The organism is Polynucleobacter sp. AP-Sving-400A-A2 (genome assembly GCF_018688155.1).
Lineage (GTDB): Bacteria > Pseudomonadota > Gammaproteobacteria > Burkholderiales > Burkholderiaceae > Polynucleobacter.
Genome location: NZ_CP061312.1, coordinates 942,526 through 968,349, shown reverse-complemented (window position 1 = coordinate 968,349; position 25,824 = coordinate 942,526). Strand labels below are relative to the sequence as shown.

At 45.0% G+C, this 25,824-nt stretch carries 33 protein-coding genes; 15 read left to right on the top strand and 18 right to left on the bottom strand.

Features of this window, described 5'->3' with window-relative positions; genetic code table 11:
- Positions 1-57 precede the first annotated feature (57 nt).
- Genes hyi through C2758_RS05150 form a run of 4 tightly spaced genes read left to right on the top strand, consistent with a single transcriptional unit; the run spans position 58 to position 3,391 of the window.
- On the top strand, positions 58-837 hold the full coding sequence (gene hyi, locus C2758_RS05165; protein ID WP_215329902.1) for a hydroxypyruvate isomerase: 780 nt from the start codon (positions 58-60) through the stop codon (positions 835-837).
- 50 nt (positions 838-887) lie between these two features.
- Positions 888-1,784, top strand: a complete 897-nt coding sequence (gene glxR, locus C2758_RS05160; RefSeq protein WP_371817711.1) for a 2-hydroxy-3-oxopropionate reductase — start codon at positions 888-890, stop codon at positions 1,782-1,784.
- Positions 1,785-1,794: 10 nt separating this feature from the next.
- The gene (locus C2758_RS05155; protein WP_215329900.1) at positions 1,795-2,382 is read left to right on the top strand and encodes a YqiA/YcfP family alpha/beta fold hydrolase; all 588 of its coding nucleotides are present in this window, start codon (positions 1,795-1,797) and stop codon (positions 2,380-2,382) included.
- Positions 2,383-2,389: 7 nt separating this feature from the next.
- Positions 2,390-3,391, top strand: coding sequence for a DUF3108 domain-containing protein (locus C2758_RS05150; RefSeq protein WP_215329899.1), 1,002 nt, complete (start codon positions 2,390-2,392; stop codon positions 3,389-3,391).
- Between the two features lie 25 nt (positions 3,392-3,416).
- Here the strand turns inward: C2758_RS05150 and C2758_RS05145 are convergent, their stop codons facing one another.
- From C2758_RS05145 to mltG, 6 genes are all read right to left on the bottom strand, one after another.
- A complete protein-coding gene (locus C2758_RS05145; RefSeq protein ID WP_215329898.1) occupies positions 3,417-3,956 on the bottom strand; it encodes an ion channel in 540 nt (179 codons plus the stop codon).
- A 79-nt stretch (positions 3,957-4,035) separates the two neighbouring features.
- Positions 4,036-4,734, bottom strand: a complete 699-nt coding sequence (locus C2758_RS05140; protein WP_215329897.1) for an ankyrin repeat domain-containing protein — start codon at positions 4,732-4,734, stop codon at positions 4,036-4,038.
- Positions 4,731-5,519, bottom strand: coding sequence for a TatD family hydrolase (locus C2758_RS05135; RefSeq protein ID WP_215329896.1), 789 nt, complete (start codon positions 5,517-5,519; stop codon positions 4,731-4,733). The genes C2758_RS05140 and C2758_RS05135 overlap by 4 nt, the downstream gene beginning before the upstream one ends.
- 11 nt (positions 5,520-5,530) lie before the next feature.
- A complete protein-coding gene (locus C2758_RS05130) occupies positions 5,531-6,676 on the bottom strand; it encodes a DNA polymerase III subunit delta' (protein WP_251369270.1) in 1,146 nt (381 codons plus the stop codon).
- Complete coding sequence (tmk, locus tag C2758_RS05125; RefSeq protein WP_215329895.1) at positions 6,677-7,315, bottom strand: dTMP kinase; 639 nt, start codon at positions 7,313-7,315, stop codon at positions 6,677-6,679.
- Positions 7,316-7,320: 5 nt separating this feature from the next.
- Positions 7,321-8,364: an endolytic transglycosylase MltG gene (gene mltG / locus C2758_RS05120; RefSeq protein WP_251369269.1), complete on the bottom strand. Its 1,044-nt coding sequence runs from the start codon at positions 8,362-8,364 to the stop codon at positions 7,321-7,323.
- A 49-nt stretch (positions 8,365-8,413) separates the two neighbouring features.
- On the opposite strand from mltG, the gene C2758_RS05115 reads away from it, so the two are divergent.
- Together C2758_RS05115 and C2758_RS05110 are read left to right on the top strand one after the other, a co-directional pair.
- A complete protein-coding gene (locus C2758_RS05115) occupies positions 8,414-9,421 on the top strand; it encodes a folate-binding protein YgfZ (RefSeq protein ID WP_215329893.1) in 1,008 nt (335 codons plus the stop codon).
- Positions 9,422-9,448: 27 nt separating this feature from the next.
- Positions 9,449-10,306, top strand: coding sequence for an NRDE family protein (locus C2758_RS05110; RefSeq protein ID WP_215329892.1), 858 nt, complete (start codon positions 9,449-9,451; stop codon positions 10,304-10,306).
- Positions 10,307-10,323: 17 nt separating this feature from the next.
- Here C2758_RS05110 and C2758_RS05105 read toward each other — a convergent pair whose 3' ends face one another.
- Positions 10,324-10,809 (bottom strand): PaaI family thioesterase, encoded by a 486-nt coding sequence (locus C2758_RS05105; RefSeq protein WP_215329891.1) that lies wholly within the window; start codon positions 10,807-10,809, stop codon positions 10,324-10,326.
- Between the two features lie 55 nt (positions 10,810-10,864).
- Between C2758_RS05105 and C2758_RS05100 the strand changes: the two genes are divergently transcribed.
- From C2758_RS05100 to C2758_RS05065, 8 genes are all read left to right on the top strand, one after another.
- Positions 10,865-12,331: a YdiU family protein gene (locus C2758_RS05100; RefSeq protein WP_215329890.1), complete on the top strand. Its 1,467-nt coding sequence runs from the start codon at positions 10,865-10,867 to the stop codon at positions 12,329-12,331.
- 17 nt (positions 12,332-12,348) lie between these two features.
- Positions 12,349-12,762, top strand: a complete 414-nt coding sequence (gene msrB, locus C2758_RS05095; protein ID WP_215329889.1) for a peptide-methionine (R)-S-oxide reductase MsrB — start codon at positions 12,349-12,351, stop codon at positions 12,760-12,762.
- 27 nt (positions 12,763-12,789) lie between these two features.
- Entirely contained in the window at positions 12,790-13,338 is a 549-nt protein-coding gene (locus C2758_RS05090; RefSeq protein WP_215329888.1) for a septation protein A, read from the top strand.
- Complete coding sequence (locus C2758_RS05085; RefSeq protein ID WP_215329887.1) at positions 13,335-13,625, top strand: BolA family transcriptional regulator; 291 nt, start codon at positions 13,335-13,337, stop codon at positions 13,623-13,625. The genes C2758_RS05090 and C2758_RS05085 overlap by 4 nt, the downstream gene beginning before the upstream one ends.
- Positions 13,626-13,669: 44 nt before the next feature.
- Positions 13,670-14,464: a peptidylprolyl isomerase gene (locus C2758_RS05080; RefSeq protein WP_215329886.1), complete on the top strand. Its 795-nt coding sequence runs from the start codon at positions 13,670-13,672 to the stop codon at positions 14,462-14,464.
- Positions 14,465-14,555: 91 nt separating this feature from the next.
- The gene (gene gloA, locus C2758_RS05075) at positions 14,556-14,942 is read left to right on the top strand and encodes a lactoylglutathione lyase (protein ID WP_215329885.1); all 387 of its coding nucleotides are present in this window, start codon (positions 14,556-14,558) and stop codon (positions 14,940-14,942) included.
- A 15-nt stretch (positions 14,943-14,957) separates the two neighbouring features.
- Positions 14,958-16,130, top strand: coding sequence for a GNAT family N-acetyltransferase (locus tag C2758_RS05070; protein WP_215329884.1), 1,173 nt, complete (start codon positions 14,958-14,960; stop codon positions 16,128-16,130).
- The gene (locus C2758_RS05065) at positions 16,127-16,375 is read left to right on the top strand and encodes a DUF1289 domain-containing protein (RefSeq protein ID WP_215329883.1); all 249 of its coding nucleotides are present in this window, start codon (positions 16,127-16,129) and stop codon (positions 16,373-16,375) included. Before C2758_RS05070 ends, C2758_RS05065 begins: the two co-directional genes overlap by 4 nt.
- A gap of 5 nt (positions 16,376-16,380) precedes the next feature.
- Here the strand turns inward: C2758_RS05065 and C2758_RS05060 are convergent, their stop codons facing one another.
- Both C2758_RS05060 and C2758_RS05055 read right to left on the bottom strand, forming a co-directional pair.
- Entirely contained in the window at positions 16,381-17,988 is a 1,608-nt protein-coding gene (locus tag C2758_RS05060; protein ID WP_215329882.1) for an ABC-F family ATPase, read from the bottom strand.
- Positions 17,989-18,089: 101 nt separating this feature from the next.
- A complete protein-coding gene (locus tag C2758_RS05055) occupies positions 18,090-18,800 on the bottom strand; it encodes a queuosine precursor transporter (RefSeq protein ID WP_215329881.1) in 711 nt (236 codons plus the stop codon).
- 97 nt (positions 18,801-18,897) lie between these two features.
- Between C2758_RS05055 and C2758_RS05050 the strand changes: the two genes are divergently transcribed.
- Positions 18,898-20,076 (top strand): acyl-CoA dehydrogenase, encoded by a 1,179-nt coding sequence (locus tag C2758_RS05050; protein WP_215329880.1) that lies wholly within the window; start codon positions 18,898-18,900, stop codon positions 20,074-20,076.
- On the opposite strand, the gene mnmH is transcribed toward C2758_RS05050, so the two are convergent.
- From mnmH to C2758_RS05005, 9 genes are read right to left on the bottom strand one after another with little or no spacing between them, the layout of a single operon-like run.
- Entirely contained in the window at positions 20,073-21,146 is a 1,074-nt protein-coding gene (gene mnmH, locus C2758_RS05045) for a tRNA 2-selenouridine(34) synthase MnmH (protein WP_215329879.1), read from the bottom strand. The two genes, C2758_RS05050 and mnmH, sit on opposite strands and share 4 nt — an antisense overlap.
- 9 nt (positions 21,147-21,155) lie before the next feature.
- Complete coding sequence (locus C2758_RS05040; protein WP_215329878.1) at positions 21,156-21,575, bottom strand: thioesterase family protein; 420 nt, start codon at positions 21,573-21,575, stop codon at positions 21,156-21,158.
- Between the two features lie 24 nt (positions 21,576-21,599).
- Positions 21,600-21,944, bottom strand: a complete 345-nt coding sequence (locus C2758_RS05035; RefSeq protein WP_215329877.1) for a TIGR01244 family sulfur transferase — start codon at positions 21,942-21,944, stop codon at positions 21,600-21,602.
- A gap of 58 nt (positions 21,945-22,002) precedes the next feature.
- The gene (locus tag C2758_RS05030; protein ID WP_215329876.1) at positions 22,003-22,434 is read right to left on the bottom strand and encodes a DUF6691 family protein; all 432 of its coding nucleotides are present in this window, start codon (positions 22,432-22,434) and stop codon (positions 22,003-22,005) included.
- A 3-nt stretch (positions 22,435-22,437) separates the two neighbouring features.
- Entirely contained in the window at positions 22,438-22,875 is a 438-nt protein-coding gene (locus C2758_RS05025) for a YeeE/YedE family protein (RefSeq protein ID WP_215329875.1), read from the bottom strand.
- Between the two features lie 21 nt (positions 22,876-22,896).
- The gene (locus C2758_RS05020; RefSeq protein ID WP_215329874.1) at positions 22,897-24,018 is read right to left on the bottom strand and encodes a YeeE/YedE family protein; all 1,122 of its coding nucleotides are present in this window, start codon (positions 24,016-24,018) and stop codon (positions 22,897-22,899) included.
- Between the two features lie 20 nt (positions 24,019-24,038).
- Positions 24,039-24,353, bottom strand: a complete 315-nt coding sequence (locus C2758_RS05015) for a hypothetical protein (RefSeq protein WP_251369268.1) — start codon at positions 24,351-24,353, stop codon at positions 24,039-24,041.
- A gap of 60 nt (positions 24,354-24,413) precedes the next feature.
- A complete protein-coding gene (locus tag C2758_RS05010) occupies positions 24,414-25,382 on the bottom strand; it encodes an MBL fold metallo-hydrolase (RefSeq protein WP_215329873.1) in 969 nt (322 codons plus the stop codon).
- 3 nt (positions 25,383-25,385) lie between these two features.
- Positions 25,386-25,811, bottom strand: coding sequence for a DsrE family protein (locus tag C2758_RS05005; RefSeq protein ID WP_215329872.1), 426 nt, complete (start codon positions 25,809-25,811; stop codon positions 25,386-25,388).
- Between the last annotated feature and the right edge of the window lie 13 nt (positions 25,812-25,824).

Here is a 25,824-nt window from a genome sequence, read left to right as displayed (position 1 = left end):
TCATTGCCTTGAATTTACCCATGTATCATCCAGTTTGATTGTTATTAAGGAATAGGAATGCCCAAGTTTGCAGCTAACCTCACGATGTTGTTTAATGAAAAACCTTTTTTGGAGCGTTTTGCGCTAGCCAAAATTGGAGGTTTCAAAGCCGTTGAATTCCTATTTCCTTATGCTTTTGAAGCGAGCGAAATCAAATCCGCTTTAGATAACAATGCCCTAAAGCTGGTTTTACATAACTTACCGGCTGGAGATTGGGATGCAGGGGAGAGGGGTATTGCATGCCACCCAGACCGTGTTGCTGAGTTTCGGTCTGGTGTTGCCAAGGCGATTGAGTACGCTAGTATTTTGGGCGTACCTCAACTCAACTGTTTAGCAGGAAAGACCCCTGAGGGAGTTGATCCAGCATTGGTTCATGACACTTTTGTCAGTAATTTACAGTTTGCTGCTGCTGAGCTAAAGAAGTCGGGATTAAAGCTGTTGATTGAACCAATTAATACATTTGATATTCCTGGTTTCTATCTCTCTAAAACTGCTCAAGGCATTGCAATACTGGATGCAGTTGCTGCTGATAATGCTTTTTTACAGTACGACATCTACCATGCCCAGCGTATGGAAGGTGAACTAGCCAATACGATTCAAAAATACTTTGATCGAATTGCGCACATCCAGTTGGCAGATAATCCAGGTCGTAATGAGCCTGGTACCGGAGAAATCAATTACAGCTACTTATTTGATTTATTAACTCGTCTTGGATACACAGGTTACATCGGTTGTGAATACAAGCCTTTGAAAACGACTGAGGCTGGCCTACATTGGATGGGTCAATACGAGCAGTAATATTAGTTGATCTGCATATTAATAAATTAATAACAATTTGGAAATAAATGATGAGTAAGTTAAAACTAGGCTTTGTAGGTTTAGGCATTATGGGTGCGCCAATGGCAGGGCATTTGGTCGCAGCAGGTCATGAGTTGTTTATCAACACACGCAGTAAAGTTCCGGATGAGTTAGCTAATACTGCCGCCGCTCTTTGCGCAACTCCTGCAGAAGTTGCGACTAAGGCAGACATCATTATTACGATGGTCCCAGATACTCCCGATGTAGAAAAAGTACTTTTTGGAGAGAATGGCATTGCTTCAGGTCTGAGCAAGGGCAAGATCGTTGTTGATATGAGTTCTATCTCTCCCATTTCTACAAAAGATTTTGCGAAGCGCATCAATGATCTTGGCTGTGAATATTTAGACGCCCCTGTATCTGGTGGCCAGCTAGGTGCAAAGGGTGCAAGCCTCACGATTATGGTCGGTGGTAAGCAAGCCATCTTTGACAAGGTCAAACCTGTATTTGATTTGATGGGAAAAAACATTACCTTAGTTGGTGATAACGGTGCCGGGCAAGTTACTAAAGTTGCAAACCAAATTATTGTTGCCTTGAATATCGAAGCTGTTGCAGAGGCCTTGGTGTTTGCTTCTAAAGCAGGCGCTGATCCAGCGAAAGTTAGACAGGCATTAATGGGTGGCTTTGCTAGCTCAAAAATACTGGAAGTTCATGGCGAGCGTATGATCAATCGCACCTTTGATCCTGGCTTCAGGATTGAGCTGCACCAGAAAGATTTAAGTTTGGCCCTCAGCAGCGCTAAGGCTCTAGGCGTTAGTTTGCCCAATACAGCTAGCGCACAAGAGTTATTTAATTCCTGTGCAGCACATGGCGGAAAATCGTGGGATCATTCTGCTATGGTCAAAGCATTAGAAAAAATGGCTAATTTTGAAATAGGTCAAAAAAGCTAGAGGAAGAAGTATGGCAGTAACCTTGGTTGTTTATTTGCATGGCTTTCGGTCTTCACCAAACTCAACCAAGGCAGTCATGACTGGGGAGGTGGTGAGGGCACTTACATCGGCAGACCATTCTTATGAGTGGTATTGCCCTCAGTTGCTTGCATCTCCAAAAGCAAGTCTGGAGATGGTGGTCAAGCATATCGATCAATCCAAATTCGATAGCCTGGTAATCATCGGATCTTCCTTAGGCGGTTTTTATACCAACTACCTTGCAGAAAAATATCAATGCAAAGGTATTGCCCTTAATCCTGCCGTATATGCCGCTAGAGAATTAGAGCCCCATGTTGGCATGATGACTGCCTATGACAGCGAAGAGCCATTTGATTTTAAGGCCAAGTACATCGACGAATTACGCGCCTTACAAGTGGGTCTAATAACTGATCCCGAGCGTTATTTTTTAATTGCAGCAAAAGGTGATGAGCTTTTAGATTGGAGGGAAATGGCAGCTTTTTATCCTGGCGCTAAACAACTGATCCTCGAAGGTGGTGATCACGGAATTTCTGACTATGCCAATCATTTGCCAGCAGTAATCGACTTTATCGAGCATTAAAGTCTTGATGGATGCAATCGACAAGCGATTTCGATTCGTACCCAGAAAATCTCTGTGGATTCTGACTGCTGCAATTTTTCTATCCCTTTTGGGTCACTTGATTTTGTTTTTCGGGATTCCATTCTTTTCTTTTGCTAGTGCTCCACCTATTGCCGAAGATCTCATTATCAAAACAGAGCTTCGGGTCGAGCCTCCAAAGAAAATACAGATGACTACGGCGCCAAAGAAAAAAGCGCCCCCCAAGCAAACTAACGCCGTATCAGCAGACCCTTTATCAGATCAGGGAAAGGGAGAACAGGGTGCATTCGGCAATCAATCTGGGCAGGCATTTCGCCTGCCTGAGTCTGGCACATATTATTTTGATGCCTATGTCGATGGCCAACTCATTCAATCCGCTCAACTGGACTGGATTACTGAGGGCAATAATTACAGGTTGCATATCAACATACCTTACGCTATTGTCGGCCCCTTTATTTTTGAATCCAGAGGCACTGTCGATGCCTACGGCATAGCGCCATCCATTTACTGGACCCAGCGAGGTACAAAAACACCGCGCTATTCTCGTTTTGATCGTGATCAGAGTGGAGCAGGGAAGATGTATTTCTCTGAAAAGCCAGAGTTCACTCCGGATCTACTGCCGGGCACTCAAGATCGTTTTAGCTTACTTTTTCAACTGGCCTCTTTACTCAATGGCAGCGATAAGATTGATGAGGCTGGCAGTATCCGAGGCATACCTGTGGTGGACTACGACACTCTCGAGATGTGGCAATTTAAAAGCTACGGAGAGGTAGTATCAGAAGATGTTCCAAGCCTAGGAAAGTCTGTAAATCGCCATTACGCACTAATGCAGAGGGAAAGTAGCCCTTTCAAGCGTCAGGTCGATATTTGGCTAGCGAGAGACTTAGATTGGCTGCCTGGCAGAATGCGCTCCCTAGAGTCTAATGGACGCATCTTGGAGCTGGTATTTAAGCAAAGGGCACCCATTGATAAATCCAAGCTAGTGAACTAAGCCTAAGAGGGCTACAGCTACTAATTTAGAACCCAGAGCCTGATCTGGGGTTTTGGTTTGATCTTCCCAGTAAAGCACCCATCATGGTGTAAAGCGCAGCCCCAGACATGGATACTGCAAAGATTCCGGAGAATGAAATAATAATGGGGAGGATTCGCCAGCGCGTAGTAAGAACATATTCACCATAGCCAACGGTTGTATACATCTCACCAGCAAAATATAGAGTTTGAAGGTTGGTGGGAAATACCTGCAATCCCAAACATATGTATGCCCAGGCAATGATTTCAAGCAGGTGGATGGCAATAATCAATAAAATTGCAAAGAAATAGGATACAAAGTTCGCTCCATAGACCCGCTTATTTTCGAGTTTTTGGTCAATCCAATGAAAGATACCTGCGATTGATAAAACGCTTAAACCATGTAATGTGAGCATCAAACACGTTAGAAATAACAAAACCCAGATATCACTATCGCCCATATCCGCATTAATTTCAGCAAAGAGCGTGCTGAAACTGGGTAGGGAGTTAAGCCCGGGAAGCTTGTCTAACAAACCGCTCAAAGTCATCGATGGGGTCCCTTAAATCCAGTTACATTTTTTGTTTGACATAATAATGATTATACGCATTAAGCAGTTATATCACTTATTAAGGAGACTTCTTGGGGCCGCCAGGATATGGCTGGTTGTAGAGCTTTAACCAACGTGACATTAAGCCATTACGAATATCATCCTTGCCGAATAATTGGGCAACATCTATCGCTGTATAACCCTCATGATTTCGCATGCGTAAGTCTGCGCCACTATCAAGCAGGTATTTAATTAATTGATCGTTGCCGGAGCCAATAGACATCATCAATGGCGTTGTCTCACTTGGACTCAACGCATTAACCTGGGCGCCATTTGCCATTAAGAATTGAGTTATTTCTAAGTGACCATTGGTGGCCGCATAGTGAATTGGTGCCCAACCAGGCTTATTTACAGCGGCTTTTTTATCAATAACCAAGGACTTTACTAAAGGCAGTTGACCATCAAAAGCAGCCATCATCAGTGCGTTTTCACCGCTTTTGTTAGTCAAATTGATGTTCGTAGCTGGATTAGCAAGCAATAAATCCGCAACCTTAAAGGATTTATCCCGAATAGCCAGGATCAGCATGGGGGTGCCTCTAGGATCGAGCGCATTTGGGGTAACGCCTGCCTTTATTAAAGACTGCACCTCAGAGACGTCATCAAACTTCGCAGCTTTGGTGAAATCCGTAATCTGATCAGCAGTTTGTGCAATTGCAAGGCTAGAAAAGCACAATAAGGAGGCATGAAAAAAGTGGCTATATTTAAATGAACTTCTCATGAAATTGCTCTATTTATTTGAAAACATTGAAAAAAGTTACTTGAAGTCTGTTCTGCCAGCAATTCAACTGAAACACCCTTCAGCTCAGCAACAAATTCACCAACCTTGGAAACCCAAGCTGGCTCATTCGTCTTGCCGCGATAAGGAATTGGGGCCAAATAAGGCGAATCTGTCTCAATCAGCATGCGATCCAGAGGAACTTCCCTGCAAGTTTCCTGTAAATCCTTAGCGCTCTTAAAGGTCACAATGCCAGAGAAAGAAATATAAAACCCCATTTCAATGGCAGCTTTGGCAACTTCAGTGGTCTCTGTAAAGCAATGCATGACGCCACCAATCTGATCAGCACCCTCTTCTTTGAGGATTCTGAGGGTATCAACAGAAGAAGATCGCGTATGGATGATGAGAGGCTTCTTAGCTGCAATAGCAGCACGTATATGCGTTCTAAAGCGTTCCCTCTGCCATTCCATGGATTCATAGCTGCGATCGCCCATGCGAAAGTAATCAAGCCCGGTTTCGCCAATCGCAATGATTTTTGGATGTTTTGATTCTTCGACTAAGAATTCAAAGCTGGGTTCTGGCGTATCTTCGTAATCTGGATGCACCCCAACCGAGGCATACAAATGAGGATGATCTTCGGCTAGCTTGCGCACCTTGGGAAAGTCCGGGATGTCTACCGATACGCACAAAGCATGACTCACCTTGCAGGCGGCCATATTCGACAAAACCTCAGGTAGACGGCTTTGAAATTCTGGAAAATCGAGATGGCAATGTGAGTCTATAAACATGACTCGCTATTTTAGTCTTCAAATACCTGCTGGTACTGAGAAAGCAATGCTTCTAGTTGAATACGGGTGGCCAGCGGGTGATTTTCGTGACGCCGCGCTTGTATCAAAGACTTCCAGAAGCGGAGCAGCTTTGGAAGACGCGCCTGCTGCGCAAGCGCCTTGATAGTGGCCTCATGCTTGGGGTAATAGCGCGGCGAACCCATTTGGGCGCAACTTTGCACATCAGAGACCCATCGCTGCATAGTAGCCAACAAAACTGAATACCGGGCTTTTTGAGTCTTATCAGCCGCATCTAGCCAATTCATTCGAGCGCCCTGCGACATCGCTTGCAATAAGTAACGCGAAGCTTGGATGGCAATCGTCAGCTCATCCTTTTCATCTTTATTGTGACGCGCAATTAAGGAATCCAATACTGCATAGGGTGCCCCACCCTGCTCGTCATAAATAGACTCGACATCGGCACCACTCATTTTTAAACCCGGAATCTTACTTAGTTCGGTATGTAGCCAATTGAGCCCAATCAATCGATCTGGTCGCGGTGCAGACAGCAAGCGGCAGCGAGAACGAATGGTTGGCAAGACACGATCAAGGCGATCTGCTAACAAAATAAAGATAGTATTTTTTGGAGGCTCTTCAAGAGATTTCAGCAAGGTATTTGCGGAATCTGATTTAAGCATCTCTAGCGGATAAACCAGAATGACTCGGTTTCCACCGCGGTGAGATCCAATAGATAGCCCTTCAATTGCACTGCGGGCGTCTTCAATAGAGATGCTTTTCTTTTCCTTTTTCTCGGGCGCATCACCATCGGAATCAGCTTGACTGGCCTTGGATTTTTTAGGTGATTCAGCATCCGAATCAAAATCACCCTGCGGTAAAAGCTTACGATGTGTTTCTGGGACTAGCGCAATAAAGTCAGGGTGGTTACCAGAGTCAAACCACCGACAGGCTTCACATTGCTTACACGGCTTTATAGCGGATGAAGTCTCGCACAACAGCGCCCTGGCTAATTCAATGGAAAACTCAAACTTACCAATACCGGACTGACCATGAATTAAAACTGCGTTAGGAAATGCGGCCAAGTTCATGCCATCCCAAATGGGCTCTAGCCATGGGGCTATTTTTTTCACCGACGCATTTGCTAACATCACATCACTCATTTAGAGCTTCATCTTTAATGTCTCGAGCTCATGCCAAATAGCTTCTGGTGTTTGGGTAGCATCTACCAGATAGAAACGATTTGGATCTGCTTTTGCTCTACGTAAATACTCTTGACGAACTTTTTCAAAAAAATCTAGATCCATCTTTTCAAATTTATCAGGCGCCCTTACCTTTGATCTTCTCGCTTGTGCAACTGAACCAGGTAAATCAAAAAGGAAGGTCAAATTAGGTTGAAGCAATGAACCATCAGGACGACCCTGAACCCATTTCTCCAAATCATTTAACTTCGCTAGACTTAAGCCGCGACCGCCGCCTTGATAAGCAAAGCTCGCATCCGTGAAGCGATCAGAGATCACAATCTTTCCTGCTTGCAGTGCTGGCTCTATTACTTGTGCAATATGTTCCCTGCGAGCAGCAAACATCAGCAATGCCTCAGTTTCTAAATTCATTGGGGCTTCAAGTAATAAAGCGCGAAGTTGCTCGCCTAATTGAGTGCCGCCGGGCTCCCTGGTCATCACAACATCGCGATCAGGATATCGCTGCTTAATCAAGTTGCTGAAAGATTCAATATGGGTACTTTTACCCGCACCATCGATACCTTCAAAGCTAATGAAATAACCTGGAAAATGAACTGTCATAACAATTACTGAGACTTAGATTGATTAGAGGGATTGCGTTTACGTTGAAACTGATCAACTGCGCTTTCATGCTCTTTCAAGGTTTTGGAGAAGTGACTAGTGCCATCACCGCGTGCCACAAAAAACACCGCATCACTTTTTGCTGGATGCATCACAGCGAGGAGCGACTCCTTGCTCGGCATGGCTATTGGCGTTGGTGGCAAACCCTTGTGCATATAAGTATTGTAGGGACTGTCTCTGCGTAAATCTGTTTTTCGCAGATTGCCATCAAATTTGGGGCCAATTCCGTAAATTACGGTTGGATCGGTCTGCAAGGGCATATTCAAATTGAGACGATTGATGAAAACTGCTGAGACCATAGACCTGTCACTCGAGCGGCCTGTCTCCTTTTCCACAATCGAGGCCAAAATAAGCAGTTCATAAGGCGTTTTTAAGGGTGTGGCTGAGTCCCTTTGCTCCCAAGTAGCCGTGAGCTGTTTTTGCATAGCCTGTGAAGCTCTTCGATAGATTGAAGTATCTGAATCGTCTGGGTCAAAAATATAGGTATCTGGATAAAAGAGGCCTTCATCGCCTGGATAAGTAAGTCCGATAGTCTGTAGCAGCTCCTTGGAGCTCATGCCTTTAGTTTGATGAATGAGTGCTGGATGTTTATCAATTAGGCTTCTCAGTTGCCATATGGTCATGCCCGGAATGATGGCAACACTCTCTCGAACTCGATCACCACGAGCAATTTGTAACAAAATATTTGCCAGGCTAGCGCGAGGAGCCAGCAAATAGGTTCCCGGCTTTAACTTAGAGCTAACAAACAGTGCCCTTGCTGCAACTTGAAAACTAACTACATTTGTAGATATGCCCTGCTCAGACAGCTGAGCTGTAATTGCAGAAAGGCCGGATTGGGGTGTTATTTTGACTTTATAGGCAGATCCCTTATCAATATTTGATATGGCTGGTACAACCGGCCATAAAAAGATGGCTGCGTACAAAAGAAGCGCTAGGGTAATGAAGATGAGGGCATAGAATTTCCAACTACCATTCTTTGAAGGTTTCATAAAAAGACTTTTCTGAAATTTTCTGCTCATCAGGCTATGATAAAAGCTCATGACCTTCAGCACAGAAAACGCCACAATGCCTGCCTCCAGCCCAAACCATGGATTTACCCCTTTGACCGATTGGGGCTTGATCTTGGTCGAGGGGCCTGATGCCGCAGCCTTGCTACAAAGTCAATTAAGCAACTCCGTGCTTAGCCTTAAGCGCACTATGCCGGGTGGTATCGCCTATGGTTCCGATGCTGTTCGATTGGTTGGCTATTGCAGCCCCAAAGGGCGCCTTCTCTCTAGCGCTTGGCTTGGACTGTTTCCAGAATCTCTTGATTCGGATGACCGTTTCGCCCTTTTTGTCTCTAAAGATATTGCAGCGAGTACTGCAAAACGATTGTCAATGTACGTACTGCGCTCAAAAGTAAAAGTGGTGAATGCCTCGGATGACTGGGAAGTATTTGGCGCCTATCAAAGCCAGAATGTTGGTCAATCCTCCAATCTATCTAAAGACGCCCTCTCTTTGCGCATGCCTGACGTGCTGAATCAAGATCAATCTTTTCAGCGCACCCTCATCGCCCAGAAAAATGCGGGGGCTACCCCGTCATCAATTGATCAAGCCTCACTAGATCAGTGGAATTCTTTAGAGGTGCTGAGTGCAATCCCCAGAATTGTTTTAGCAACTCAGGAGCAATTTGTTCCGCAGATGATTAATTTTGAATCCGTTGCTGGCGTGGATTTCAAAAAAGGTTGTTACCCGGGCCAGGAAATTGTTGCTCGGAGCCAATATCGTGGTGCAGTAAAACGTAGACTTCAACTTGTACATGTTGATTCGAGCGCAACTGCACTGGAGATCTCAAAACCAGGCGTAGAATTATTTCAAGAAGGTGATACCAGCCAGCCATGCGGTATGGTGGTACTGGCGGCTAGCAATGCCGAAAATTTGGCTCGTATTGATCTGCAGGTGGAATGTAAGCTAGATGCCTTAGAAATTGGAGCAATACATCTTGGTGCGAGCGATGGGCCAGCCCTAAAGATAGATTCACTACCCTACCCTTTATTAGAAATCTAATCCCTCCCTCATTCCACTAATCTTGCTATGTGCTTAATTCTTTTTGCCTGGAAATCTCATCCAGACTACCCTTTGGTGGTTGCGGCAAACCGTGATGAATTTTATGAGCGCGATACTGATCCCATGGGGTGGTGGTCCGAACATCCACATGTGTTAGCCGGCAAAGACCGCGCGGATGTATTGGGCAGTCCGGGAACTTGGTTAGGCTTCACAAAGACGGGGCGGTTTGCCGCATTGACTAATGTCAGAGCGCCTAGCGAAAAAAATCCCGATGCAAGAACGCGTGGAGAGCTCAGCCTGCACTATTTAACGGGTCAGCACAAGCCGCATGCTTACATACAAGAAAATGCCAAACGGTTTGAACTGTATAACGGATTTAATCTGCTGATGGCTGATCTGAGCGATCCAGAGAATGCTGAAATGCATTGGGTTAGTAACCGCCTCATGATGGGTCAACATATTCGCCCAAGGAAGGTATTTCCTGAGCAAGCACTTAGTCCTGGAGTCTATGGCCTATCAAACGCGATGTTGGATACACCATGGCCTAAAGTCAATCACCGTGTAGCAGCGTTCGCTCAAACATTGGCAATGGATAGCGGGCAACTCAAAAATGCAGATCACTATTTGCGCTTATTGGCAGATACCCACGAAGCAAGCCCGCAAGAGCTACCCAATACCGGCATTAATCCGGACTGGGAAAAAGCCTTATCTGCTGCATTTATTAAAACTCCAAGCTATGGAACACGCTCAAGTACTATTTTGCGTGTTCGCAAGGATGGTCAGTTTGAGATGGTGGAGAGACGATTTGATGCCAATGGCACCGTGGGTCATGATGTTGTCACGGGTGAACTTACTACTGCACCGGGATCCAACCTTTCAGTCTAAGCGGCCAATCGGTTAGATTATTTCTGCTGACGGGAGTCCTCGTTAATGACGCGCTCACCATCCGCATTTTTGCTTGCCAGTCGCTTAATAAACTGAAACGTTCCGGTTGACATGCAGCAGATTTCACCTTGATCGTTGTAGAGTTTGGCTTCGCAAAAGGCCATCGTGGCAGTGCGGCGTACGGTATCTGCCTTTACGCGCAAGATGCCGCTAGCAGCTTGCATGAAGTTATTTTTCATCTCAACGGTTACGACGCTGCGATCACCGGGATCACTTGAGCGGGCTGCAACAGCCATGGCTACATCCATCAGGGTAAGCAAAACACCACCATGGGCCACATCCCAAGTATTGTTATGCTCGGGCTTGAGGGCTAGAAGTATTTCACCTTTGCCCATTTCGGCAGTAATAAGCCGTACCCCTAGTAACTTTAAAAAAGGAACGTTAAGCTCTTCACCTAGGTTGGCAAGTTGAGTTTCTGCATTGAGTTGTACTTTATTTGTCATAAGGTCATTCTAGAGGCTTCTGCGACGCTTGTGAATTACCCATAGAATACAAAATATGCCTTTTACACTCCGCGGTGATGATGTATGCCAGCTAACCCCACCTACCCCTATATCCAACCCCTATTGGGTTGCATTCTCAGCCTCCGCTGCCAAACTGCTAAACCTTGAGATCGGAGCCCTTGGCATACCCAAGGATCCTGATTGGCTTGAACTTTTAGCGGGAAATCAATTGCATGCGGGCGCACTCACTTTCTCCAGCCCAATTTCAACTGCCTATAGCGGCCATCAATTTGGATCCTGGGCAGGACAGCTAGGCGATGGTCGTGCCATCTTGTTGGGTGATATGAACCAGCTTGAGCTCCAACTAAAAGGGGCTGGTAAGACGCACTACTCCAGAATGGGTGATGGCAGAGCCGTCTTAAGATCGTCCATACGTGAGTTCCTTTGTAGCGAAGCAATGCATGCTTTAGGTATACAGACCAGCAGAGCTCTTTCAGTGGTTGGATCGAAGCAGCGTGTTATCAGGGAAACCGTTGAAACCGCAGCAGTATGTTCACGTATTGCCCCAAGTTTTATTCGGGTCGGCCACTTTGAACACTTTGCCTCACTTCAGAATACTGTCCGACTCAAAGAGCTGGCAGACCTCCTGATCAATCAATTCTATCCGGAGTGTCTTAATACAAAAGATTCCTATTTAAGTTTATTTAAAGAGATCAGCGCTCGCAATGCCAAATTGGTTGCGCAGTGGCAATCAGTAGGATTTTGTCATGGCGTATTAAATAGTGACAACATCAGCGCCCTTGGTCTTACGATTGACTATGGGCCATTTGGATTTCTGGATCATTTTGAAATTGACCATATTTGCAACCATAGCGATCATGGCGGTAGATATGCCTATCATCGTCAGCCACAAATCATGCATTGGAATATGGCCTGCTTGGCTAGCGCTATGCTTCCACTGCTAGAGCTGGAGCATTCACCAGAAGAATCCCAAGCTCTTTTACGTTCGGCACTAGAAGAGTTCCCTGTGATTTATGCGAGAGAATGGCAACAAATATTCCGCTCTAAATTAGGTTTTCAGTTAGAGCAAGATGGTGATGTTGAGCTCATTGAGCGTCTCTTACAAGCGATGAATGATTCAAAAGTAGACTTCTCCACATTCTTTCGAAATCTCAGTAATATCCGAAAAGATTTCCAGCCAACAGATATTAATCAAAGAAATGAATTCATTGACCGCAACAGTATTGATCAATGGTTTTCGGATTACATTCATAGACTTCAAGTGGAAGTCTTCAGTGACGAGGCTAGAAAAGTAATGATGGACCAGGTCAACCCTAAATATATCCTCAGAAATCACCTCGCTCAAGCTGCAATTGAAAAGGCACAGCAAGATGATTTTTCTGAAATCGAACGATTGCAGCTCATACTCAGCAAACCTTTTGATGAGCAGGAAGAATTTGAAGTTTACGCCAAACCACCACCCGTCGACATGCAGCGCATAGAAGTTAGCTGCTCCTCATAACCTACCACCTTATAGCCATGAACAAGAAAACAGATCAAGAATATAAAAAATCACTGAGCGATATTCAATATCGAGTGACCCGAGAGGCTGCCACAGAAAGACCTTTTTCTGGGGAATTCTGGGATCACTGGGCTGCTGGTCAGTATCGCTGCATTTGTTGTGATACCCCGCTATTTCAATCCGCAACTAAGTTTGATGCTGGTTGTGGCTGGCCCAGCTATAACGCTCCTGATAATAACGAGGCCATTACTGAAATTCGGGACGCAACTCATGGAATGATTCGCACTGAGGTGCGTTGTACGGCATGTGATGCGCATTTGGGTCACGTATTTGAAGATGGTCCACAACCCACTGGATTGCGCTATTGCATCAATTCAGCATCCTTGGCGTTTGAACCTTCCGAAAATGCTGCACCAAGTAAAGCGGAATAATCTACAAATAGCTGGATAATCAAGCTCATGAAATTTCTATTCGACTTATTCCCGATCATCCTCTTTTTTATCGCCTTTAAATTTGGCGATATCTACACTGCAACTATCGTAGCGATGGTTGCCACTATTGGTCAGATACTGTGGGTGTATTACCGACACCGCAAGATTGATGCTATGCAGTGGGTCAGCCTTGTCATGATTCTGGTATTTGGAAGCCTCACCATTTTCTTGCACGATAAGACTTTTATTCAACTAAAGCCAACTGCGCTTTACTGGCTATTTGCAGGCGCCCTATTTATTAGCGCTCAATTTTTTCAAAAGAACTGGATTCAAGTGTTGATGGGTAAGCAAATCACCCTGAAAGAACCCACCTCAAAATCAGTTTGGCATCAAGTCAATATGGCCTGGGCAACATTTTTCTTTTTTATGGGCGCACTCAATCTCTATATTGCCTTCGAATACTCCGAGGAAACGTGGGTCAACTTTAAGCTATTTGGCAGTACAGGATTACTGGTTATATTTGTGATTCTTCAAGGAGTCTGGCTCACCCGTCACATGGAGCATCCTGCAGAATGAATATTAATCAAGAGCGAATTGTCCGATTTGAATCTGACCTCAGATTAGCGTTTCAGGTAAGTCATTTACATATTGAGGATGAAAGCCATCTTCATGCAGGTCATGTGGGCGCCGCCTCTGGTGGGGGTCACTTTAAACTGACCATCGTGACCCCAGAATTTGAGGGAAAGACTAAGGTAGCCCGTCATAGAGCTATCTATGCTGCTTTAAATAGCCACTTTCCTGATGCAATCCATGCCCTGACCATCCTGGCCTACACCCCTAGCGAAAGCACCCATTCAGCGTAGATTGCTTTAAGATTCCCTTTTACCAATATTTAAATTCCTCATCCATGTTCAACACACGCCAATTTTTGACTATCAGCGCCTGCACTGCTACGCTTTTCTCAACAGCCGTTTATGCCCAAAACGCTGCCATTGTTAATGGCAAAGCAATTCCAAAGGCGCAACTAGATAAATTAATTCAAAAATCAAATCAACCAGATAATCCGCAAGTTCGTGATCAAGCGAGAGAAATGCTGGTTACTCGTGAGCTTATTTTGCAAGAAGCCAACAACCGTGGCATCACACAAAAGGAATCCGTTCGAGACCAATTGGAGCAGTCCAAAATGGGCGTGCTCATTGCTGCCGTGTTTGAGGACTTCGTTGAAAGAGAAGGCGTAACTGAAGCCGAGTTAAAAGCTGCTTACGAACAAGTTAAAGGGCAATATACTGGCAAGGAATATCACGTAGAGCATATCCTAGTAGAAAAAGAAGCGGATGCAAAAGCTATTACTGCCCAAATTAAAGCTGGTGGTAACTTCGCACAAATTGCTAAAGAGAAGTCCAAAGACCCCGGCTCCGCAACAAATGGTGGAGATCTAGGCTGGGTAAGCGATAAAGCGCTTGTCCCAGAATTTTCCAAGGCGATGGTGCCGCTCAAAAAAGGTCAGATTACAGACAAACCAGTCAAGACCCAATATGGCTGGCACATTATCAAGATGGACGATATTCGCGATGTTAAGGCACCAAGCATGGAAGAAATCAAAGACCAGCTAAAGCAGATGATCACAGCAGATCAAAATTGGCAAAAAGCGAAATTTTCTGAGTTGATGCAAAAGCTTCGCTCTAAGGCCAAGATTCAATAAGAAGCTTGTACTTCAAGATAACAAACCCAGGCCAACTCCCTGGGTTTTTTCTTGAGCAACGGGAAATCAGATTTACCTTTATATTGAAAGAATGATGATTCTTCACACTATGCTCAGAGTCGGCAATATGACTCGCTCGATCAATTTCTACACCAAAGTTTTAGGAATGAACCTGCTTCGTAGCACTGAGCGCCCAGAGCAAAAATATTCTCTTGCATTTGTAGGATTTGGAAAAGGGAATGGGGATGGTCAATCTGAAATTGAACTCACCTATAACCATGGTGTTGAGAGTTATCAACTTGGTGACGCCTACGGACACATTGCAATTGGCGTCGCTGATGCCTATGCCGCTTGTGAAAAAATCAAGGCTGCCGGTGGAAATGTTACGCGTGAGGCTGGCCCGGTCATGGGCGGCGATACCATCATCGCCTTCGTCACTGATCCTGACGGCTACAAAATTGAATTAATTCAACGCTAGATTTTTTTTATTTAGTTGAAGCAAGACGCTATCCAACTTCGGGTTATTAATAGTCTTTCGCAGATTGCTGAAGATGATTGGAATGCCCTGTTATCGCCTGAAGCAGGTCCATTTCTAAAGTATGCATTTCTAAATGCATTAGAGCTAAGCGGATGTGTAGGCGGCAATACTGGATGGCAAGTGGCTCACTTGCTCGTTGAAGACTCTGAATCAAGATTACTTGGTGCAATGCCACTCTATTTAAAGCGACATTCCTATGGAGAGTTTGTTTTCGACTGGGCATGGGCACAGGCATATGAGCAAAACAATATGCCTTACTATCCCAAAGCGCTGTCTGCCATACCCTTTACTCCAGTACGCGGACCTAGACTACTCGTAGCGCAAACAGCAAATAAGAATGAAGTACAAGAAATCTTAGTCTCTGGATTAAAGACGCTAGTTAATCAAAATGCACTCTCGTCTGCCCACGTCCTCTTTCCCGAGAGTAACGAACTATTGGAGCTAGAGAAGCAAGGATTTATGCTTCGCAACTCGGTACAGTTTCATTGGCAGAGCATCGGTTACATAGATTTTGAGCAGTTTCTTGCAGATCTCACCATGAAACGTCGCAAGAATATTCGACGAGAGCGTGCATCTGTAGCCATGCACAAAATCAGCTATCAACATATTCCAGGAACGCAAGCAACGAGAGACGATTGGGCATTCTTTTATCGCTGCTATGAAAATACTTACATTGAGCACCGCTCTTCCCCTTATTTAACGGAAGAATGCATTCAAATACTTGGAAGGGATATGCCTGAGAATTTTCATCTCATTATTGCTATCCAAGATGAGAGGCCAATTGCCTCATCATTACTGGTAGTAGATCGCCCGAATTCAAAAGCATACGGACGTTATTGGGGTGCAATTGAGCATATTCCCTGCCTACATTTTGAATTGGCTTATTACCAAGCAATTGAGTATTGCATTCAGGAAGGCATTCAGATATTTGAAGGTGGGGCCCAGGGCGAACACAAGATGGCCAGGGGTTTCTTACCAACCGCTCTTCAATCGGCACATTGGATAGCGGATGCCAGTTTTTCAAATGCAGTAAAGCGTTTTTTAGAGCGTGAACGCGAAGGTATGGCAGCTTATGTTGATGAGCTCGAGCAACACATTCCTTTGAAATCGTCTAAAGTACTGCTATGACCGAATCCAATAACAACTCACCAGAACAAGCTGGGGCAAATTCTTTGGCCGTTGGTGACGATAGCTCTGACTCCCCTTGCATTGGAGTCTGCACAACCCTATACGATGATGTCTGCCAAGGCTGTGGCCGCACCCTAGGCGAAGTCAGTAATTGGGTCTTTTTTAGCCAAGAAGAAAAAGATTCTGTCTGGAAACGCATCCGTGCAGAAGGCACTGCAATGCGCTTTCAACGTCAAGCCAAGTAAGAAATTTAGCCAGCTAAAGCTTGACTGCGTAGATATTCTTCGTAGGTTCCCGAGTAGTCAGCAATTGAGCCATCCATCTTCACTTCGAGGATGCGATTAGCTAGCGCTGATACAAACTCACGATCATGAGATACGAAAATTAAAGTACCCTCGTATTTCTCAAGCGCGATTTGTAAGCTCTCGATCGATTCCATATCCATATGGTTAGTTGGCTCATCCATTGCAAGCACATTGTGCTTTTGTAGCATCAACTTACCCCAAATCATGCGACCCTTTTCGCCGCCAGATAGCACTTTGACAGACTTACCGATATCATCGCCAGAAAATAAGAGGCGCCCTAAGGTGCCACGAATAACCTGATCATCGTCACCAGTATTACGCCATTCATTCATCCAATCCATGAGCAATTCGTCTTTTGCGAACATCTCGGTATTGTCCTGAGGCATGACACCAACGTTAGCATTCTCCGCCCACTTCACATCACCGCTATCTGCTGAAATCCCACTAAAGCGTTTGCTGAGAATAGTCTTCAGCAGCGTTGTCTTGCCGGCGCCATTCTGACCAATGATGGCAATCTTTTCACCAGCGCGGATGCCAATCTTGAAGTTCTTAAAAATAGGACGGTCATATGCCTTGGAGAGCGCGTTACACTCAACCGCCATATTGTGCAACTTCTTCTCAGAATCAAAACGAATAAATGGGTTTTGACGTGAAGAAGGTTTTATTTCAACAATCTCAATTTTCTCTAATTGTTTTTGACGTGAAGTGGCCTGACGTGCCTTCGATGCATTTGCAGAGAATCGGGCTACGAAAGCAGCTAATTCAGCAATCTTTTCCTTAGCCTTATCGTTGGAGCTCAGCTGTTGTGCACGAGCCTGAACAGAGGCCAACATGTAGGAGTCATAGTTACCTGGATAAACTTTCAGAGTACCGAAGTCCATATCCGCCATATGCGTGCAAACCTCATTGAGGAAGTGGCGATCATGGGAAATGATGACAATCGTGCTCTTAATTTGGTTCAGAATATCTTCAAGCCAATGAATAGAGTGAATATCCAAGTTATTGGTTGGCTCATCTAGTAGCAATACATCTGGATCAGAGAACAAGGCTTGCGCCAACAATACGCGCAATTTCCAACCTGGAGCCACGGCACTCATTGGACCATTGTGTTGCTCAATCGGAATGCCAATTCCCAATAACAACTCCCCTGCCTTAGCTTCCGCCGTGTAACCACCATACTCTGCATAACTGCCCTCGAGTTCAGCAGCCTTCATGTAATCTTCGTCAGTGGCATCTGCGTTTGCATAGATCGCATCACGCTCTGCAGCTGCTTTCCACATTTCTTCGTGGCCCATCATCACCACGTCGAGAACGCGCTGATCTTCGTAAGCAAATTGATCTTGGCGCAACTTACCCAAGCGAATACCAGGATCGAGGCTCACGTTTCCGCTGGTTGGCTCTAACTCTCCACCCAAAATTTTCATGAAAGTGGATTTACCGCAACCGTTAGCGCCAATGAGGCCATAACGATTACCGCCACCAAACTTAACGGAAATGTTTTCAAACAGGGGTTTTGCCCCAAACTGCATAGTGATATTAGATGCGGACAGCACGGATGTATTCTTACTTTCTGATAGGTCAATTCGAGGATGCGGATGTAGCTAGTGCATCAAAGAGCATTATTTTAACGGCTTGCGGCTAAAAAAGCCGTAAATTAGACTTTCAGCTTAAATGGCGTGAAATCGGTGTGAATATCGTAGTGATCCTGATTTTCCTTGCGCTTGAGAAAACTAATCACCCAATACGTTAAAGGGGTTGCTAGAACCTCCCAGGCAGTCTTTAGGACGTATTGAGATGCAGCGACAGCCAAGACCTCATTTATAGGCCACAAGCCGTAAAAAGCCAGCATATAGAACAGTGAAGAGTCGACTAATTCTCCGCATGCAGTGGAACCAATGGTGCGCATCCAAAGATGACGGCCTTGGGTCAGAATCTTCATTTTGGCTAAGGTATAGCTATTTACGAAACTACCGCAGCAAAAAGCAATCATGGAGGCAAGTGCCACTCGCCAAGAATTACCAAATACCGTTTCCATACCCTGCTGGTAATTAGCCATGTAGGAACCTGGAGCGACAGGCAAAGCAATCACTAGTTGCGCCATGATGGCGGCAAAGGCAAGTGCTGCAAACCCTGCCCAAACTGCACGGCGATCGTAAGCGTAGCCATAAACCTCAGTCAATATGTCGCCAAAGAAATAGGCGATTGGGAAAAAGAGGATTCCAGCTCCGAAGGTGACGTTGCCAAAATAAGGCAAATCTAATGTAGCGGCCTTGCCAGCACCTATAAAGTTGGAGCACAACAAAACCACCACAAAGGCAGCCAATATCAGGTCGTAATAGCGATGGTGACGTCTAGGTGCGTCCATATGTCTGGAAAAATGGATAATAGAACAAAAGAATATCCGCATTCTTAAAAATTGACAGAGCGCTGATTAAACCACCCCTATAGGATCCTTAAGAACCATGAGTAAAGCTAGTTTTAATTGGGCCGACCCCCTTCTCCTTGATACGCAACTGACAGAAGATGAGCGCATGGTGCGTGATGCTGCTGCTGAATACGCACAAGGTCGCTTAATGCCGCGTATCCATGATGCCTATCGAAATGAAACTACGGATCCCACCATCTTTCGCGAAATGGGTGAATTGGGTCTACTCGGCATTACTATCCCCGAGCAATATGGTGGCGCGAACCTGAATTACGTCTCATACGGATTGATTGCTCGAGAAATTGAGCGTGTTGATTCAGGCTACCGCTCCATGATGAGCGTGCAGTCATCTTTAGTCATGGTGCCGATTAATGAATTTGGTAGCGAAGCACAAAAACAAAAATACTTGCCTAAGTTAGCTACCGGTGAATGGATTGGCTGCTTTGGCTTGACTGAACCTAACTATGGCTCTGATGCGGGTGGCATGATCACCAGAGCCAAAAAAGTTCCCGGCGGTTTCTCATTGACTGGCTCTAAGATGTGGATATCCAATTCCCCCATCGCGGATGTATTTGTTGTCTGGGCTAAAAATGATGAGGGTTTGATTAGAGGCTTCATTTTAGAAAAAGGCATGAAGGGTTTATCGGCTCCTAAGATCAGCGGCAAGATGGGTCTACGTGCCTCTATTACCGGTGAAATCGTCATGGATGAAGTCTTTGTTCCAGCTGAAAATGAATTCCCAGAAATTACCGGCCTCAAGGGTCCGTTTACTTGCTTGAACTCAGCCAGGTATGGCATTGCCTGGGGCACGCTTGGAGCTGCTGAGTGGTGCTGGTACGCAGCGCGCCAATACACTATGGATCGCAAGCAATTTGACCGCCCCCTCGCAGCAAATCAGCTGGTGCAAAAGAAGCTTGCAGATATGCAGACCGAAATTACCATGGCACTACAAGGTTGCCTGCGTTTAGGCCGTATGAAAGATGAAGGTATTGCTGCTCCAGAAATCACCTCCATCATGAAGCGCAACTCCTGTGGAAAATCATTGGATATCGCCCGTCTAGCTAGAGATATGCACGGCGGTAACGGCATCTCTGATGAGTATGGCGTCATTCGTCATATGCTCAATCTGGAAGTCGTCAATACTTACGAAGGTACACATGATATCCACGCCCTCATCTTAGGGCGTGCACAAACTGGAATCCAAGCTTTTAGTTAAAGGCCAAGCTTGGTAATGAGGTCTTTTGCTGTTTTTGCAAAGGCCTCATCGCTGTCATCCTCGAGTTGTACAAAATAGTCTTCACGATAGCTCGGGAAATTACGAATAATTGAGGATTGGTAGGATGGGTCGTAATGCATCACCAATAATTCTTCGACCAAGCTCTCAAAATCTCCCGCATCGATAGCCTCATGCCATTTGGTAATTTGCTCCTTCCCATATCGCGATGTCAGCAAGCTCAGCTTCTCTTTAAAGCTTTCAGGATTAGCTAAGAAATGCTCATACTCTCGTAACAACCAAGATACTCGCGTGTGGGTGCTAGAGCGAAGCTCAATGCATTGCCCCTCACGAATACGCTCCATCAAGAGATCGGGAATGTGCAATCCCCCAACCTTTTTGCTTTCAGACTCAACAAACACTGTCTTGGATGAGTCCAATGAATTCAGTGCATTCCATAGGTTTGTCTCAAAGCCTTTTTGTGAAGGCTGGTCTATATTGGGCTCGTTGCCCAGCACCGATCCACGGTGAATAGCCAAGTCTTCCAGATCTAGTATCTGCTGATCAAGTAAACCGATTTCTTGAAGAATGCGCGTCTTACCACTTCCAGTCATGCCAGCAATCACCTGGAAAGAAAAGTCTTTAGCAGCTTGGTCGAGATCATTGATTACGACACGGCGGAAACCTTGATAACCACTTTGTAGTTGCAGAGCTTTCCAGCCAATGCGATTGAGGATATGAGTAAAGGCACCGCTACGTTCGCCACCACGCCAACAATAAATTAAGGGGCGCCACTCACGCGGAAAATCAATCAGAGAGTTTTCTAAATGATCGGCAATATTGCGCGAGACATAAGAAGCGCCCAATTTCTTGGCAACGAATGGAGAAGCTTGCTTGTACAGCGTTCCAATCTCAATGCGCTCCTCGTTACTCAGGACCGGAAGATTGATTGCGCCAGGAATATGGTCTAAGGCAAACTCCGCTGGTGTTCTCACATCAATAATGGCATCAAATTCAGCTAAAGAGGATGCCAGCTTTTCAATACTGAGAATATGCGGATTACTGGGAAGCAAAAAAATATCCTATTGCAGCTTAGAGATCACGTGTTCAGGCCAGGGTGACGATTTACCCGTCTTCATGTCAACCCACACCATAGTAGCGCCGCCGACCGCAGCCATCATATCTGGCTCAGTAGTTAAAGACATCGTAGTGTAAACATCCACACTAGAACGCCCAATATTACCGATATAGGTTTTTAGAATGAGTTCGCCTGGATAGGTAAGTTGTTGATAGAAATTACAAAAGCCATTGATCATCAACATAGATTCGTCGCCAGGAGTAACGCTATATCCCATGGATGTAATCCACTCTACCCTAGCCTGCTCCATATACCGAAAGTACACCGTGTTATTAACATGTCCATATGCATCCATGTCACCCCAACGAATCGGCATACACATTTGGTGTACAAACTTTTTTTCTTCCGGGATTTCAATACGCATGAATATTTACTAAACGATCATTCATTAACGAACTTGCAAAGCCATGTGATACAAATTGGTAGAGCGAGCACCAGACCGACAGAAAGCCAAGATAGGACTCGGCATAGTCTTCAGTAAGCGCGCCATCTCAACCACTTGATCTGGCGTAAATGCACCAGGAATCACCGGTAAAAAAGCGTAATTTAAGCCTAAGACTTCAGCTTGAGCCTGAATTTCTGCATTTGTAGGTTGATCGGGACCACTTTCAAAATCTGGGCGATTATTGATGACGCTTTTGTAACCTTGTTTAACAATCTCAGTTAAGTGACTAGGGTCGATTTGACCCAAAGTACCGAAGTGATCGGTATGGCAGGCAATAGGAAGACTCATCTAAACCTCAAAAAATAATAAGAATTTAAAAACCAATAACTTAGATTCTAAATCAGACTTACTTTTTGTGACCTGTAAACAAGCGGTTGCAGATAGCCATACCAGCAAGCATTGCCAATATAAAGACGAGAGCCTTAAGGTGACCAGCCCCGAGAGCAACAATTGCAGGGCCTGGACAGAAACCAGCAATACCCCACCCCGCACCAAAAATGAGGCTACCTATGATGAGGGGCTTCGAAATATCTCTGCGAGTGGGAATATGTAGCGCTCCACCAAAAAAAGCTTCGGAGCGCTTTGAAACCAAATAAAAGCCAGCGAGGCCCACAAGGATTGCACCGCCCATCACAAAGATAAGGGACGGATCCCAGTTACCAGCCAGATCAAGAAAATTCAGAATCTTCTGCGGGTTACTCATGCCGGAAATGATCAGACCAATTCCGAATAAAACACCAATCAAATACTGGCTATAAAAATTGAAATGTCTTCTCATAATTTATAGACCCAGCACATGACGAGTGACAAACACTATAAAAAATCCAGCGCTCATGAAAGACACTGTAGCAACTAAAGATCTTGGCGAAAGGCGGGACAGACCGCAAACACCATGACCACTGGTGCAACCTGAACCATAGTTGGCACCAAAACCTACCAGCAGACCGGCAATGATGAGGGTGATCCAATCGGCATCAATCACAGTGATTGTGTGAAGCCCAAAAAAGAAGCTAGCCAAGAGTGGTGCGCTCAACAGCCCTAAAACGAGACTTAAACGCCAATTAGTATCACCCTCTTTGGGGGGCAGTAATCCAGAAACAATTCCACTGATACCTAGAATGCGGCCATGGAGGATGACATATAAGGCAGCTGCAAGGCCCAACAAAACTCCACCAAGAAATGCCGGGCCGGGAGAAAAAGTAAGCCAATCTATCTGCATATCATTAAGCCTAACTAAGAATTAACTACAGGGATTAGGTGCATTGCGCGTTTCTAAATACCGAAGTGCTATGTAGGCGCCGAAGATAAATCCTGGCAAGGCAAGCAGCGATCCAATTGCCAATGTGGAAATGCCACTTAAGCCTTGGCCAACAGTACAACCAAGCGCAGTAACTCCTCCAAATCCCATCAAAGTAGCGCCAATTAAATGGTTAGCTGTATCTTCAGGATCGCGAAAGCTTTCCCAGCGAAATGACTTAGTCAGAATGGCAATACATGCCGATCCGGAAATCATTCCAATGACAGCAGCAATACCAACAGTAATTACCTTTGAAGTATCGCTGTAAAGCATCAACCATTCAAGCGAGAACGCATATGGCGCCACAAAGGAGAGGCTCTCCATTCGACCAGAGTTAGTTACCAAGAAAACCTCTTCTAGGGTATTGGGATCTTCGGCAACAAAACCTAAGTTACCTGATATCCACCATACAGCGCAAATAGCTAGACCAACAAAAGTTCCAGCAAAAAGGTTTTCAGCTGTCCAAAAAGCTTTGCTTGAAAGTGCATAAGCAATGAAGGCAAATCCTACTATCATGCCCAAGGCGAGATGTAAGTTATTGCGAGCGATACCAGTAATTGGGGCTAAGATACTTGGCAAATCTTGAGATGTATTTAGGGCGATGAAGACCGAATCCAAAGTATTGACGCGAATCACACCCAAAAAGCCCCTCATAGTCATATAAGCCGAAAGTCCGAGAACGAGGAAAACAATAACGGATTTGAGATTGCCGCCGCCAATACGAACAAGAGTCTTGCTACCGCAACCAGAGGAAAGCACCATGCCAAAACCAAATAAGGTGCTACCTACAATAGAAGATAACCATAAAAACTTATTGCTAGTGTAGAAACTTTTCAGTGGGTCAATCAGCCCCAAGTAAGACATCAAAGCAAACCCGATGATCGCAACACCGATGGCCAGAAACCACTGCTTTAAACGCCCCCAGCTAGACATAATATAAATATCTGAGACTGCGCCCATGCTGCAAAAACCTGTTTTTTGCATCACTGCGCCAAGCAAGAAAGTCACTGCGAAGGTAGAAAGTAAAACTGATTTGCTAAGAGAGGAAATATCTACCGCATCCATAATAAAAATCTTTACTGAAATTATTTAAATTTATAAAATTGTTTATTGAGAAAGGCTGTTACGTCAGCCTCATCCTCAGGAAAAAGATCAAGACGTAATTCTGTATTACACCTAGCAACCATCGTCTTTAGGTTTTGAAGATTTTTAACCTTGCTATCACTGCGGGTGTAGATCATGTCACCATTGCCAAAGCCAGATTTTTTGGCATGGCAGGCATAGCATTTCTGCTGGTCAATTTTTTTGCCATTTGCAAGATCCGTTGTGGCATAGACGGATAAATGCAGGCCGAACATGGCAGCGAATATAAATACAAGCTTGATCAGTGGTAATTTCATTTGAAATCAGTCATTTAGCAAAGTAATCCGCTATTTTAAAGCCCAGATGACAAAAATGCCTTATTCCGCCTGAATTGAGAGATAAACGTTATAGGCATTCATGCGGTTTGCAGCCCTAAACAAGGGCATGCCTTCATATTCTGACCAGTCAGCCTGCCGATAAGCCTCCTCAAAGGGGTCCATATCGATAGCCGCCTTAGCCATCGATTGGCGCAAATATCGTAAATACTCCCGTGTAAAACGGATATCTTCAATTGGATTAATCGAGTGCGCACCGTGGCCAGGAATCACGATACTGGGATTGAGTGATTCAATCTCATTCAAAGCCTGCAACCAGCCCTTACTATCGGCATTGCCAACAAAGGGAATGCGACCCCGAAAAACCAAATCACCTGCAAAGAGGACTTTTTCCGATGGCACATAAACAATTAAGTCCTCAGGCGCATGAGCGGGACCCACTCTACCTATCTTAAATTCCACGCCCCCGACAGTAAGCATGAAACTCTGATCTATCCAGACATCTGCTGATATTAAATTAGTAGAGGCATTTACCAAGGGGGCAAAATCAATTCGTGATGCGATCAAGCGCTGTTTAGCAGTTTCAGAGGAAATATAGTTTCTGCCCTCTCCTTGTGCATAAATCTTCGCCCCAACACGCTTGAACTCTTGAAGTCCATAAACATGATCTGCATGGTAATGCGTTACGATGACGGCAACTACTTTTTGAGATGAAAGCTTTTTAATTTCTGCAATGAGTTTCTTGGCAAGCGCTGGTGAACCTAGAGCATCAACCACCACTACACCTTTGGGAGTAATCACAAACCCCGCATTAGAAATAAAGTTTTGATTTTTACTGCTGCCCATCTCCGGCAAGCCTTTTACGAAATACGTATGTGGGGCTACTTGAATAGGCTTCAGGATCAAATCATCGGATGCGTGAGCAGTGCTTACAGATAAAAGTAGTAAGGCCGAGACAAGAAAAAGCACTCTTAGGGCATAAGCGCGCAAGTCAAGATGCGGCAACCTCATAGCTTAGGGCTTTATATAAGCGAAACGGCTTTGGTTTTGAAGATCAGCAACTCGAACAACTCCGGATGGAGTGTAGTCTGTGTCTAAGATGAATTGATCCTTTTTCAGATTTCGATTCTTTAGCGTAATCTCGCAGACCTCAAAGCGAACTCCACGGGACTTCAATGCGCCAACTAAGGGTGCATATTCAATTCCATTCTTCTTATCTTTTGCGCCTTCCATCATGATGTCGACGCCATTGGCATGAGTAACGACAATGATTTTGGTCTGCGGGGATACATCCAAATGATTGCGTATATTACGCAAACCTTTAATACCTTGAGACTCAGCGTCATCAATGTGATAAACCACCTCTGTGGGTCCCGCACCATTGGCTCCGCTAGCAAACAGGGTAAAAGTAATTGCCAGGCATTGAAGTAATTTTTTCATTATTGATCTCGAA